The 14,512-nt window shown below is 53.8% G+C and carries 8 protein-coding genes; all 8 read left to right on the top strand.

Annotation, left to right across the window (positions count from 1 at the left end; genetic code table 11):
• Positions 1–205 precede the first annotated feature (205 nt).
• Positions 206–1,696 carry an ABC transporter substrate-binding protein gene (locus tag MKX50_RS02240; protein ID WP_339158291.1) on the top strand — a complete coding sequence of 497 codons (1,491 nt, stop codon included), beginning with the start codon at positions 206–208 and terminating at the stop codon, positions 1,694–1,696.
• A gap of 82 nt (positions 1,697–1,778) precedes the next feature.
• On the top strand, positions 1,779–2,708 hold the full coding sequence (locus tag MKX50_RS02245; RefSeq protein ID WP_213591087.1) for an ABC transporter permease subunit: 930 nt from the start codon (positions 1,779–1,781) through the stop codon (positions 2,706–2,708).
• An 18-nt stretch (positions 2,709–2,726) separates the two neighbouring features.
• Positions 2,727–3,644: a carbohydrate ABC transporter permease gene (locus tag MKX50_RS02250; protein WP_213590871.1), complete on the top strand. Its 918-nt coding sequence runs from the start codon at positions 2,727–2,729 to the stop codon at positions 3,642–3,644.
• Positions 3,645–3,675: 31 nt separating this feature from the next.
• Complete coding sequence (locus tag MKX50_RS02255; protein ID WP_213590872.1) at positions 3,676–5,982, top strand: glycoside hydrolase family 3 N-terminal domain-containing protein; 2,307 nt, start codon at positions 3,676–3,678, stop codon at positions 5,980–5,982.
• 2 nt (positions 5,983–5,984) lie between these two features.
• Positions 5,985–9,278, top strand: coding sequence for an alpha-mannosidase (locus MKX50_RS02260; protein WP_339158292.1), 3,294 nt, complete (start codon positions 5,985–5,987; stop codon positions 9,276–9,278).
• Positions 9,279–9,377: 99 nt separating this feature from the next.
• Complete coding sequence (locus MKX50_RS02265) at positions 9,378–10,697, top strand: glycoside hydrolase family 125 protein (protein ID WP_155611667.1); 1,320 nt, start codon at positions 9,378–9,380, stop codon at positions 10,695–10,697.
• A gap of 31 nt (positions 10,698–10,728) precedes the next feature.
• A complete protein-coding gene (locus MKX50_RS02270; RefSeq protein ID WP_213590874.1) occupies positions 10,729–11,715 on the top strand; it encodes a glycoside hydrolase family 130 protein in 987 nt (328 codons plus the stop codon).
• Positions 11,716–11,738: 23 nt separating this feature from the next.
• A complete protein-coding gene (locus MKX50_RS02275) occupies positions 11,739–14,483 on the top strand; it encodes an alpha-mannosidase (RefSeq protein ID WP_213590875.1) in 2,745 nt (914 codons plus the stop codon).
• The last annotated feature ends 29 nt before the right edge of the window (positions 14,484–14,512 follow it).

Here is a 14,512-nt window from a genome sequence, read left to right on the forward strand (position 1 = left end):
TCGCTTCTATTTGAAAATGCTTTCATAAATTACAGTAAAGATAGTCCTACTAAGGAAATCAAGGCGAAAAGCCAGCCGCGAATGGCAGTCTGGCCGCTTCCTCCACCAGCAATCGCATCATGAATAATTTGGAAGTCCGGAGGAACGATAGCGTTGTTATGCTGCAGATCATTCGGAGGCTACACCAAAGGGAGGTTCATAGGTAATGGCTAAACAAAGAAAAAGATTGTCTCTGCTTCTCGTATCCTTGATGGCGCTTACACTTGTGCTGAGCGCATGCGGAGGCGGCAAGGCGAGCAACAATGGAGCGGCTTCTGGCGCTGGAGGCAGCTCCGACAAGCCGGTTGAATTGATTTGGTACACGATCGGCACACCGCAGAAAGATGTTGACAAAGTGATGGAGGAAGTCAACAAATATACCAAGGAAAAAATCAATGCAACGATCAAAATGAAAATGATCGACTTCGGCGACTATACGCAAAAAATGCAGGTCATGGCCGCATCCGGTGAGCCTATGGACATTCTGTTCACCAGCTCCTGGGCGTTCGATTACGTGCAGAATGCCCGCAAAGGGGCATTTATGGAAATCGACGAGCTGCTGGAGACGCATGGCCAAGGCATCAAGGAAGTACTGGATCCTGCGTTCCTGGAAGGCTCCAAGGTTGACGGACATAACTATGCTGTTCCGGCCAACAAGGAATTACCAGCACAGGAGGTTTACCGCTTCAATCAAGACTTGCTTGATAAATACAATTTAGGCATTTCAAACGTACGTTCTCTGGAGAGCCTTGAGCCTCTGCTGAAGGTCATCAAGGAGAATGAGCCCGGCATCACGCCGTATGCCATCATGAGTGACCATGTGCCGCTTATGCCGTTCGACTACGTGATTGAAAAAATGCCGATGGCTGTATACATGGACACCAAGGACTATAAAGTCGTGAACATCCTGGAAACTGAGGAAGCCAAGGAAACATTGAAGACGATGCGCAAGTTCTATCAAGCCGGCTACATTTCTCCAGAGGCAGCGACCACGACTTCGGTAGATGATTTGTATAAATCCGGAAAATGGTTCTCGGATCGCGCTGCTACACAGCCGCTGGCCAATAACCTCTGGTCTGCAAGCTATGGTTATCCGGTAACCTCAACGCCAGCTGGCGATGCTTATGTATATAACTGGTCCGTTATGGGTTCGATGCAGGCGATTTCCGCAAACTCGAAATACCCTGAGAAAGCTATGGAATTTCTGAATCTGCTTAACACAGACCCAGTGCTTCGCAATATGATCGATTCTGGAATCGAAGGCGTCCATTATGAGAAAGTCGGCGACAATGTCATGAAAAACCTGGAGGAATCTAAGAACTATGACATGCCAACCTTCTCCCTGGGGAACATTCTGATCACTTACTTGAACGAGAACGATCCTTCCGACAAATGGGAGCAATTCAAAGAGTTCAACGAATCGGGTAAAAACGCGCCGCTGCTGGGCTTCAACTTTGATGCAACGAATGTAGCGAGTGAAATCGCTGCCGTGCAGAACGTGAAGGACGAATTCTGGGCATCCCTTATGACGGGTACAGTAGATCCGGAAGAGTACCTGCCAAAAGCAAATGAGAAATTTAAAGCCGCGGGTCTGGATAAGATTATCGCGGAAGCTCAAAAACAGATTGACGAGTGGAGAGCTGCAAACAACAAGTAGGAACGAATCGAAGATCGGGCGGGTGATTGGCCCTCCCGGTCTTCTTTTTCAATAACCAACAGGAGGGGTAAGCGTGAGGAAAATCGGCAGCTTTTTTAAAGACATCGCCAAAAACAAAGTGATGCTGCTCATGGTTCTGCCGGGTGCATTGTGGTTTCTCTTCTTCTCCTATCTGCCGATGCTGGGTACCGTCATTGCCTTTAAGCAGTACCGTTTCCATAGAGACGGCTTCTGGGCGAGTATCGTGAACAGTAAGTGGGTCGGATGGGATAATTTCAAGTTTCTGTTCAGCACAAACGACGCATTTGTCATTACGCGGAACACGCTGCTGTATAATCTAGCATTTATTTTTATCGGTTTAGTGTTGTCGGTATTGATGGCCATCGTGCTCTCTGAGATCGTGAACAAACGCTTAGCGAAAATATATCAAACCGGCATGTTCCTCCCGTATTTTTTGTCCTGGGTCATCGTCGGCTATTTCGCATTCAGCTTCCTGAGCTCCGAGCGCGGGCTGCTGAATCAGGTGTTTAAAGGTCTTGGCATGGATCCTATCCAATGGTATGCCGATCCGAAATATTGGCCGTTTATTATTATTCTGGTCTATCTGTGGAAGGCGGTCGGCTACAACAGCGTCGTCTATCTGGCGGCGATTATGGGAATCGACAGGTCGCTATACGAGGCGGCAATGATCGACGGTGCGAACAAATGGCAGCAAATCCGCCGCATCACGGTGCCGATGCTTGCCCCGATCATTACGATTATGACGCTGCTTGCGGTCGGGAAAATATTCTACGCAGACTTCGGTCTCTTCTATCAGGTGCCGAGAAACTCCGGAAGCCTGTATGCCGTTACGAACGTCATCGATACGTATGTGTACCGTGGCCTTAAGACGACAGGAGAAATCGGCATGAGTACCGCAGCTGGCCTGTATCAATCCATCGTCGGCTTTACGCTCGTTATGACGTCAAACTACATCGTGCGCAAGTTCGATAAGGACAATGCGTTGTTCTAGAAGGGAGTGAGAAGCAACATGGCGCAAAGTGCTATAAAAACAAGGGATTTCCACCATTTATCCAAGCCTTGGAATATGATATTCAACCTGATTGCCGGCATTTTTTCTTTTGTGTGCGTATTTCCTTTTCTATTCGTAGTCATCATTTCCTTCACGGATGAAGGAGTATTGGCGCGTGACGGCTATCGTCTGCTGCCTGCCAAATGGAGCTTTGAAGCCTACAAATACGTGTTTCAGACGGGGGATACGCTGCTCCGTTCGTACGGAGTAACGATATTCATAACCGTTGTAGGGACGATAATCAGTTTATTGTTTATCGCATTTTATGCTTATGCCATTTCGCGCAAAAGCTTTAAATATCGCAACTTTTTCTCCTTCTTTGCTTTCTTTACGATGCTGTTCAACGGCGGACTCGTTCCGACGTATATCGTTACGACGCAGCTGCTCGGCCTGAAGGATACGATTTGGGCATTGATTCTGCCGCTGGCCGTTAACGCGTTCTATATTATGATTCTGCGGACCTTCTATAGCACGAGTGTTCCGGATGCGATTCTAGAATCGGGTAAAATCGACGGCGCGGGCGAATTCCGTATTTTTCTGAAGCTTGTATTGCCGCTGTCTCTGCCGGGCCTCGCTACGATCGGGCTGTTCAGCACGCTGGGCTACTGGAATGACTGGTTCAATGCCCTGCTCTATATCGACGATCCTAATCTGGTTCCGCTGCAATCCATGCTGATGCGGATCGAGACAAGCATGCAATTCATTATGCAAAACTCACAGAATAGCTCACTTAGCCTGGAGGCGCTGCGTTCGATGCCGCAGGATACATCCCGTATGGCGATGGTTGTTCTCGCGACGGGGCCGATTATTTTCGCTTATCCCTTCTTCCAGCGCTATTTCATTCAAGGTCTGACGATCGGCGCTGTTAAAGAATAAGATCATCGAGGTAGAGGAGAGAGTGGAGACGATGACCAAGATCTATAAAGATAGGCATAGACCAACGGAAGAACGGGTAGAGCATCTGCTCGGGCTTATGACTTTGGAAGAGAAGGCGGGACAGCTGATTCAAACTTTCGGCTGGCAAGCCTATGAGCATATAGATGGAAAAATCAGTCTTACGGAATCCTTCAAGGAACAAGTGAAAAACGGAGGCATTGGTTCTCTTTACGGCACGCTTCGGGCTGACCCATGGACAGGGGTTACGCTGGAAACGGGGCTGTCTCCCCGGGAAGGGGCTGAGGCGGTGAACGAAATTCAGCGCTACGCCATCGAGAATTCCCGGCTCGGCATCCCGATTCTGATCGGGGAGGAGTGCTCTCACGGACATATGGCGATTGGCGCGACGGTGTTCCCTGTGCCGCTGTCGCTGGGCAGTACCTGGAATGTGGAACTGTACCGCGAGATGTGCCGTGCGGTCGCTTTGGAGACGAGAAGCCAAGGCGGCGCGGTCACTTATTCGCCCGTGCTGGATGTCGTTCGCGATCCGCGTTGGGGCCGGACCGAGGAATGCTTCGGGGAAGATCCCTATCTGATCGGCGAAATGGCGGTCGCTTCGGTGGAAGGATTGCAAGGAGATTCGTTAGATCGGGATGATACCGTTGCAGCTACCCTCAAGCATTTTGTCGGGTACGGCAGCTCCGAAGGGGGCAGAAATGCTGGACCTGTGCATATGGGCATGCGGGAGCTGCTGGAAGTGGATATGCTGCCGTTTAGAAAAGCGGTTGAAGCAGGCGCGAAGTCCATTATGCCGGCTTACAACGAAATCGATGGGGTGCCGTGCACGACGAATCGCGAGCTGCTGGACGATGTGCTTCGTGGGGAGTGGGGCTTCGATGGCATGGTCATTACCGACTGCGGAGCGATCGATATGCTTGCTGCGGGTCATGATGTGGCTGAAGACGGGATGGATGCCGCAATTCAAGCCATTACCGCAGGCATCGATATGGAAATGTCGGGTGAAATGTTCGGCAAGTATTTGGTTGAAGCCGTACGTCAAGGCAAGCTGGATATGGAAGTGGTTGATACGGCCGTACGCCGGGTGCTGACGCTGAAATTCAAGCTGGGCCTGTTCGAGCGTCCGTATGCTGACCCGGAGCGGGCGGCGGAGGTGATTGGCAGCGATAAGCACAAGGAGCTGGCTCGCCGGATCGCTGGCGAAGGCATCGTGCTGCTGAAGAACGAGGACGGCATTCTGCCGCTGTCGAAAACGGCAGGAAAGGTCGCGGTCATCGGGCCGAATGCAGACGTGGGCTATAACCAGCTTGGGGATTACACGTCCCCTCAGCCAAAGGATAAGGTGGTCACTGTGCTGGACGGCATTCGCAGCAAGCTTGCCGGCCAGCCGGAGCGGGTGCTGTATGCGCCGGGCTGCCGGATTAAAGGCGATTCCAGGGAAGGCTTCGAGTACGCCTTGTCCTGTGCGGAGCAGGCCGACACGATCATCATGGTCGTTGGGGGCTCCAGTGCCCGTGATTTCGGCGAAGGCACGATCGATCTGCGGACGGGAGCATCCAAGGTGACGGAAAATTCCTGGAGCGACATGGACTGCGGCGAAGGGATTGACCGCATCTCCTTGCAATTGTCCGGTGTGCAGCTGGAGCTTGTGCAAGAGGTTCACAAGCTGGGCAAACCAGTCATCGTCGTCTACATTAACGGGCGGCCGATTGCCGAGCCGTGGATCGAGGATCATGCCCATGCGGTGGTAGAGGCTTGGTATCCGGGACAGGAGGGCGGCCATGCAGTCGCGGACGTGTTGTTCGGCGACGTGAACCCGTCAGGTCGTCTGACGATCTCGATTCCCAAGCATGTCGGTCAGCTTCCGGTCTACTACAACGGCAAACGCTCGCGGGGCAAGCGTTATTTGGAGGAGGACGCCCAGCCGCGGTATCCGTTCGGCTACGGATTGAGCTATACGGAATTTGCGTATTCCAATCTGCGCGTAGAGCCGGCGGTCATTTCGGAGGATGAAGAGGCGGTCGTCAGCGTCACCGTGACGAATGCCGGCCAGCTTGCGGGAGCAGAAGTTGTGCAGATGTATGTATCCGATGTGGCCAGCAAAGTGACGAGACCGGCCAAGGAGCTGAAGGGCTTTGCGAAGCTCCAGCTTGCGCCGGGCGAAAGCCGGGAAGTGAGCTTCAAGGTGGGCCGGGAGCAGCTGGAATACATCGGGCTTGATCATAAACCGGTCGTAGAGCCGGGGCAATTCAAAATTTATGTCGGCAAGCACGTAAACGACGGGGAGAGCGTCGATCTGAGAGTACGGGAGGAGGAATAGCGATGGAACGGATCAGGAGATTCATTCGCGAGCTGTCTGAGCGTCAGTGGCTGGAATCTTGCGAGCTGGCTAATTGGGATATTTCCTATGCGACGTACCACTTGCCTGGCCAGTACGAGCATTTCGGAACGTATGCCGATGGACGCGATTTGCAGCGGTTTCCAAGTACGCAGGGGACGACGTATTTTTTCAGGCAGCAGCTTGAAATTCCCGCGGCCTGGCTTAACGGGCGTAATGGGCATAACGTGCATGACGGGCGTAATGGACATAACAGGCATGGCGCGCATATCGGCCTTATCTTCGAATCGGGCGGGGAGGGATTGCTGCGGGTGAACGGAGCCTCTTATCAGGGGCTGGATCGAAACCACACATTCGTTACATTGCGGCCAGAGCGGGATGGAAGCGTCCTCGACCTGGAAATTGAGCTCTTTGATCCGATCCCTGAACCGGTAGATCCGTTGAATCAGCAGGCGGTCATCCAACCGCCGATTACGTCAATCCGCAGTAGTCTGGTGCTGGTAAACCGCGCGGTACAAAGCCTGATGTATACGGCTGTGATCGCCCGTGATTCCATGCAACTGCTGCCGGAGCAGGATTTTCGCCGCACCCGGCTGATGGAGGCGCTGTACCAGGCGATGGATCAGTTCGTTGCTCTCAGCGTGGCGGAGATTCGCGACGGAGGAGCTATAGAGCATTTAGAGCAAGAATTAAGGGAAAGAATCCGGGAGATCGGCGGCAATGCGGAAGGTACGCTGCATATGGTCGGGCAATCGCATATCGATATTGCCTGGCTGTGGCCGGCACGAGAAACGGTTCGCAAGGTGAGCCGCACGTTCTCTACTGTAGACGCCTTGATGGACGAATATCCGCAGTATCAATATGCACAGAGCCAGCCGCTATTATTTGCTTATTTGAAGGACAATGACCCGGAGCTATACGAACGAGTCAAGGCTAGAATCCGGGAAGGGCGCTGGGAGCTGGTTGGCGGCATGTGGGTCGAGCCGGATTTGAACATTCCGAGCGGCGAATCGCTGATGCGGCAAATGCTGTATGGCCAGCGGTTCTATCAGGAGGAGTTCGGCATGACCTCGGATATCGAATGGCTGCCGGATACGTTCGGTTACTGCGCCTCCCTGCCGCAAATTTTGCAGCACGGCGGTGTACGTTACTTCATGACTACGAAGCTCGGCTGGAACGATACGAATGTGTTCCCGTATGATCTGTTCCACTGGGTTGGCATAGACGGTACGGCGATGCTCTCCTATCTGAACCATGGCGTGAACGAGAATACGCTGCCGAAGGATGTCCATGATCACTGGCAGTCCTACCGGGAGAAGGCCAAGCATAATGAGCAGATGCTGCCCTACGGACATGGGGACGGCGGGGGCGGAGTGACTCGCGAAATGCTGGAATATATCGACCGCGCAGAGCTGATGGTTGGCCAGCCAGGCAGCCGCTACAGCACGGCGAAGGAATTCTTCGCCGGAATATCGGAAACTCAGCCGAAACTGCCGGAATGGCATGGCGACTTGTATTTGGAGCTGCACCGCGGAACGTATACGACCCATGGCCGAAACAAGCTGAACAATCGCAAGGCGGAGATATTATACCGCGAGGCGGAATTGTGGAATGCGCTCGGGGCACAGGCCATGCAGCCGGAGCTGCGGCAGGAGGCGGATCAGCGCCTCCATGACGGCTGGAAGCTCATCCTGCTGAATCAGTTCCACGACATTATTCCGGGCTCGGCGATTACCGAGAGCTACGTTACCTCCATGAAGGAGTACGCCGAGGTCTTCGAGCACGGCGAGACTGTGCTGGGGTTCGGCATCCAAGCGCTGGCGGAAATGATTACAACCCTGCCGGGGGACGGCAATGGCGGTTATGACATAAATCCGGGCACAGGGGCAATGGCAAGCAATGGCAAGCCTTACATCATATTTAACAGCCTGGGCTGGAGCCGCACTGAAGTCGTTGCCATTGAATTAGAGGAGAGCGATGCAGAGGAGACTCCTATCTCTGCAGGGGTGGCTGCTTATGATGCGCAAGGGCATCGCCTTGCAGTTGACGTCAGCAGCGATGACCAGGGCAAGCGAACGGTATGGGTTTTGGTGAAGAACATTCCCGCCTTCGGTTACACGACGATTTGGCTTGAGACTGATCGCGTGACGGCCGATCTGGACAGGGATTCGGTCGCTGATGAGGCTGCACCAGGCCAAGATAAGCAGCAAGATCTAGCGGTCTGGGAGACGGAGTATTACCTTGTCCGCTTCAATGATCGGGGAGAAATCGTCAGCTTGTTCGACAAACTGGCCAGCCGAGAGATTGTGAAGCCAGGGGAAGCGGCCAACCGGTTCCATTTCTTCCATGACCGTCCGACATTATGGGACGCATGGGATATCGATGAGCGTTATGAACAACAGCCGGCGGGAGAAGCCGAGCTGCTGGAGAAGCGCATTCTCTGGACGGGGGCCACCAAGGACGTGCTTCGATTCCGCTGGAGCATCAGCCAGTCGTTCATTACGCAGGATGTGATTTTCTATCACGATAACCCGCGCATCGACTTCAAGACGCATGTCGACTGGAATGAAGCACACAAGCTCCTCAAGGTCGGATTCCCGATCGATGTTGTTACGGACAAAGCGACCTATGAAATTCCTTTCGGGGCACTGGAGCGCACAACCCATCGCAATACGAGCTGGGAGCAGGCCCAGTACGAGGTGTGCGGCCACCGTTTCGCCGATGTGTCCGAGCGGGGCTACGGTGTAAGCCTGCTGAACGATTGCAAATACGGCTACGACGTTCAGGGCAGCACGATTCGCTTGTCCCTGCTGCGGGCGCCAAAATGGCCGGATATTAGCGCGGATCTTGGCGAGCATGAGTTTACATACTCGCTCTTCCCTCACCAAGGGGACTGGCAGTCTGCGCACACGGTAAGGCAGGCGTCCGAACTGAATCATGCTTCCGTCGTTGCGGCCGCAGAGCCGAAACAAGGGAAGCTTCCTGCGGAGCATTCTTTCATCTCGTTTACGGGACGGCATGTCATTGTCGATACCGTCAAGCCGGCGGAGGATGGAAGCGGGACGGTCCTGCGTTTCTACGAATCTTCCGGAGGCCGGGAGGATGTGGAACTCCGCTGGGCGCAGCCTGTGCAGGATGTGTGGCTGTCTAATGCGCTGGAAGAGGAAACGGAGCGGCTGAACGATGACAACGGGGTCATTGCTCTGTCTTTTGCGCCATATGAAATCAGGACCATCAAGATCAAGCATTCATTGTTAAGCATCAGCAACAACATATGAGTTAGCAGTCACCATTAAGCATTCACGGCTTCATTCAGCCAATAGTTCTACTCACACTCATAAGCCTATACTACTCGACATATTAAGGAGAGAAACGACATGGAACAATTCAGATTACCGAAAATTCCAATGCCGAAGCTGGAGCTGCCAAGGGCTGTGCTGGAGGTATTGCAGGAAGCCGAGGAGAAGCTGGCACACCGGCCTAAGCTGCTGAAGCTGTTCAAGAATACTTTTCCGAATACGCTGGAGACGACAACGAAACTGATGGACGACGGCACGACCTTCGTAATTACGGGCGATATCCCGGCTTTGTGGCTGCGCGACTCCGTGGAGCAGGTCATTCATTACGTGCCGCTGGCCAAGGACGACGCTGATTTGCAGCGGATTATCGGCGGGCTGATCAAGCGCCACATTCAGTATGTCCATATTGATCCGTATGCCAACGCGTTTAACGAGACCGCCAATGACTGGCACTGGAACACGACGGATGAGACGGAAATGTCGCCATGGGTGTGGGAGCGGAAGTTCGAAATTGACTCGTTATGTTTCGTAGTACGGCTCGCTTATATGTATTGGAAGGAGACGGAGCGCACCGATATTTTTGATGCCGGGTTCAAGGCGGCGATGCGCAAGATCGTCGATGTATTCAAAACAGAGCAGCGCCATTTCGAGCAGTCCCCATACCGGTTTACACGCAATAACGGGATACCGGAGGATTCCCTTCGCAATAACGGGCTGGGAATGCCGGTCAACTATACTGGGATGATCTGGTCCGGCTTCCGTTCCAGCGATGATGCCTGTGATTTCCACTACAACATTCCCGGCAATATGTTCGCGGTCGTCGCGTTGCGCCAGATGCAGGAGTTCGCGGAATGGGTGTTCCGGGACATGGACTTCCTGGCGGAGCTGAAGGAGCTGGAGTTCGAGGTGGATCATGGAATCAAGCTGTACGGCATCTACCGTCATCCGGAATTCGGGCCGATTTACGCTTACGAAACCGACGGCTATGGCAACTACTGCCTGATGGATGATGCGGGAACGCCGGGGCTGATGTCGATTCCGTATCTTGGTTATGTGACGGCCGACGATGAAATCTATCAAAATACACGCCGTTTCGCATTGAGCAAGGAGAATCCGTTCTACTTCGAGGGGAAGGCGGCGCGGGGCATCGGCAGCCCGCATACGCCTGAGAATTATATCTGGCATATGGCGCTGTCCATGCAGGGCATTACCGCCCGGACAAAGGAAGAGAAGCTGGAGATGATCGCCATGCTGGAGGCGACGGACGCGGATACCGGGTTCATGCATGAAGGCTTCCATGCGGATGACCCTGCCATCTTTACGCGGAGCTGGTTCGCCTGGTCGAACAGCTTGTTCTCTCAGCTCGTGTACCGTGCGATGAAGGAAGGTATTTTGTAAATTTAATTACGATATAAAGGAGACATCAACCATGAGCAAAATTATTGGAGAGTCCTTGAAAAATATCCCTTGGCAGGATAAGCCCGCCGGTCTGAATGCGCCAGTCTGGCGTTACTCGGCAAACCCGATTATCGAGAGAAATGCGATCCCGAATTCCAACAGTGTATTCAACTCCGCCGTTGTTCCCTTTGAGGGCAAGTTTGCTGGCGTGTTCCGCTGTGATTCCAGATCGGTGAGCATGGATATTTTCGCCGGGTTTAGCGATGATGGTGTGAACTGGACGATCAATCATGAGCCGATCGTGTTTGAGGGCGACCCTGAAATCACCAAACGGGAATACCGTTACGACCCTCGGGTGATTAAAATTGGAAAACGCTATTATATTACCTGGTGTAACGGCTACCATGGCCCAACCATCGGAGTCGGCTATACGACCGACTTCAAAACGTTCCATCAGCTGGAAAACGCCTTTTTGCCATATAACCGCAACGGAGTGCTGTTCCCGCGCAAAATCGGCGATTATTATGCCATGGTCAGCCGTCCTAGCGATACGGGGCATACGCCTTTTGGGGATATCTTTTACAGCGTAAGCCCGGATCTTACGTTCTGGGGGAAACACCGGTATGTGATGGGTACCGTCAACGGCGACGAATCCGCTTGGCAGTCCAAAAAAATCGGCCCTGGTCCGGTTCCGATCGAGACCGACAAAGGCTGGCTGTTGATTTACCATGGGGTTATCAATACATGCAATGGGTTCGTGTACCGTATGGGCTGTGCCCTGCTGGACCTGGATGAGCCTTGGAAGGTGATCTCTAGATCGCGCAACTATATTCTCGGCCCTGAAACAATGTACGAATGCGTAGGCGACGTGCCGAATGTAACTTTCCCTTGCGCCGCCTTGACCGATGCCGATACCGGCCGCATTGCCATCTATTACGGCTGTGCCGATACGGTGACAGGGCTGGCCTTCACGACGGTAGATGAGCTGTTGAACTATATGGAGGAGTACCCATTATAAGATGGAAGGCAGGTAATCGAGAGATGAATAAAAAGAAAACAGCACACATCATTTCCCACACCCACTGGGATCGGGAATGGTATATGCCTTATGAGAAGCATCATGTAAGGCTGGTGCAGCTTATCGATGCCTTGTTGGACAAGCTGGACGGGGATAGCGAATTCCGCAGCTTCTATCTCGATGGACAGACGATTATTCTGGAGGATTACCTCCAGGTCCGCCCGGAAAATCAGGAGCGGCTGCAGCGGCATATTACCGCCGGACGCCTGCTGATTGGGCCTTGGTATATTTTGCAGGATGCGTTTCTGACGAGCGGGGAAGCCAATGTGCGGAACATGCAGATTGGACACCAGGATGCCAAGCGTTACGGAGAGGTAGCCAAAATCGGCTACTTCCCGGATACGTTCGGGCTGGTGGGCCAGACGCCGCAGCTGATGCAGCAGTCCGGAATCACGAATGTATTCTTCGGCCGCGGCGTGAAGCCGACCGGGTTCAACAATACGGTGTCGGACGATGGTTATGAATCCTCCTTCTCGGAGCTGATCTGGGAAGGGCCGGACGGCTCCAAGGTGCTCGGCATTCTATTTGCGAATTGGTACTCGAACGGGAATGAAGTGCCGGTGGACGAAGCGGAAGCAAGGGCGTTCTGGGATCGCAAGCTGGCGGACGCCGAGAAATACGCCTCGACAAGCGAGCTGCTGTTCATGAACGGCTGCGATCATCAGCCGGTACAATTGGATCTGCCGGAGGCAATCGAAACGGCGCGGAAGCTGTACCCGGATACGGAGTTCGTTCATTCGAATTTCCCGGATTATTTGCAGGCGGTGGAGCAGGTTCTAGATAACGACAGTCTATCGACCGTCAAAGGCGAGCTGCGCAGCCAGCGGACGGACGGATGGGGCACACTGGTCAATACGGCGTCGGCCCGAATTTACTTGAAGCAGATGAACCAGGAAGGACAGGCGCTGCTGGAAAAGGTCGCAGAACCGCTAGCTTCGTTTGCTCATGTACTGGGCAAAGAGTATCCGCATCACTTGTTTACCTACGCCTGGAAGACACTGATGCAGAACCATCCGCATGACAGCATTTGCGGCTGCAGCGTAGACGAGGTGCACCGGGAAATGGTGACACGCTTCGATAAGAGCCGCCATGTGGCCGAGGCGATTATCGACGATAGCAAGCAGTTGATTGCGTCTAAGGTGGATACTTCGGTGTTCGCATCCTTTGGCGAAGATGCGCTGCCGCTGGTAGCGATGAATACGACGGGGTGGACTCGCAGCGGTACGATCAGCGTAGAGCTGGATGCAGCGCGCCTGTATTTGCGGGAAGGCTTCACGCTGGAAGAGACGGCTCGCCAGATGAAAGAGGTGGACCTCGCCGGCCGCGTGCTGGTAGATGATCAAGGGAATACGCTTGATGTGACGGTAGAGGATCTCGGTCAGTTGTTCGGCTATGATTTGCCGGATGACAAGTTCCGTCAGCCTTATATGTGCCGCCGGGTGAAGCTGACATTCCGGGCGGAGCAAGTACCTGCGCTTGGGCTGCGTGCGTACGCCTGGGTACGACGTGCTGAGGCCGCAGCATCCCCTGTCGGCTCCTCCCTGCTGCACGGCGAGCGCGTAATGGAGAACGAGCTGCTCCATGTCGAAATTGCCGACAATGGCTCGTTCTCGATCACCGACAAGGCGACAGGCCGTGTCTACCGCGAACTGGGCGTGTACGAGAACACCGGGGATATCGGGAACGAGTATATGTACAAGCAGCCTGAGGGAGAAGCGGCGCTGACGACGAAAGGACTTTCAGCCCGCATTTCTGTATTGGAGGATACGCCGTATCGCGCATCTATTCAGATTGCGCATGATTGGGAAATTCCGGCTTCGGCGGATGCCAAGCTGGATGAGGAGCAGCGTGAGCTTGTCTATTACCCGGAGCGCAAGGCGCAGCGCAGTCGAGAGACTGTAATCCTGAAGCTGCGGACGATCATCTCCTTGGAGCGCGGCGGCAGGGGAGTTCATATCGAGACCACGATCGATAACCAGGCCAAAGATCATCGGGTACGGGCATTGTTCCCGACGGATCTGTCCTCTTCCGTACATCATGTCGATTCCATGTTCGAAATCCCGGTACGGGATAACGTCCCGGCGCCGGAATGGGCCAATCCGAGCAACACCCAGCATCAGCAGGCGTTCGTGGACGTAAGTGACTCAGAGGCTGGGGCAGGACTGACCGTAGCGAACCTCGGCTTAAATGAATACGAGGTGCTGCGCGATGGACGCAACACCATTGCGGTCACGCTGTTGCGCAGCGTCGGCGAGCTTGGAGACTGGGGACTGTTCCCGACGCCGGAGGCCCAGTGCCTTGGGAAGCATACAGTACGGATGGAACTGATCCCGCATTCCGGGGACGGCATGACGACTGGCGCTTATGTGGAAGCCTACCAGTTCCAGATCCCATGGACGGTGTGCCAGACCGGGGTGCATGATGGGGCGATTGCGCCGGCTTATGCGCCGTTCCAATGGGAAAGCCCAGAGCTGGCGTTCTCTTCGTTGAAAATGAATGAGGAGACAGGAGATCTGCTGATGCGCTGGTACAATATGAGTGATCAGCATGCTGAGCTTATGCTGAAATCTGAAATTCCCCATCAGTATTTCTATAAGACGACGATTCTGGAAGAACCGCGGGAGCCACTATCCTCCGGGAACAGCCGTGAAGGATTGTCCATGCAGGTGCTCCCGAGCGAAATTGTAACAGTGGGCGTACGCCGATAAGTGAAGCAAAATTTATGCGATAAGACTGT

Source organism: Paenibacillus sp. FSL W8-0186, assembly GCF_037969765.1.
Lineage (GTDB): Bacteria > Bacillota > Bacilli > Paenibacillales > Paenibacillaceae > Fontibacillus > Fontibacillus woosongensis.

Bases quoted from the DNA above. Each gene is read 5' to 3' on its own strand.
- MKX50_RS02260 (WP_339158292.1), top strand. From the start codon at position 5,985: ATGGAACGGATCAGGAGATTCATTCGCGAGCTGTCTGAGCGTCAGTGG.
- MKX50_RS02265 (WP_155611667.1), top strand. From the start codon at position 9,378: ATGGAACAATTCAGATTACCGAAAATTCCAATGCCGAAGCTGGAGCTG.
- MKX50_RS02270 (WP_213590874.1), top strand. From the start codon at position 10,729: ATGAGCAAAATTATTGGAGAGTCCTTGAAAAATATCCCTTGGCAGGAT.
- MKX50_RS02255 (WP_213590872.1), top strand. From the start codon at position 3,676: ATGACCAAGATCTATAAAGATAGGCATAGACCAACGGAAGAACGGGTA.
- MKX50_RS02240 (WP_339158291.1), top strand. From the start codon at position 206: ATGGCTAAACAAAGAAAAAGATTGTCTCTGCTTCTCGTATCCTTGATG.
- MKX50_RS02275 (WP_213590875.1), top strand. From the start codon at position 11,739: ATGAATAAAAAGAAAACAGCACACATCATTTCCCACACCCACTGGGAT.
- MKX50_RS02250 (WP_213590871.1), top strand. From the start codon at position 2,727: ATGGCGCAAAGTGCTATAAAAACAAGGGATTTCCACCATTTATCCAAG.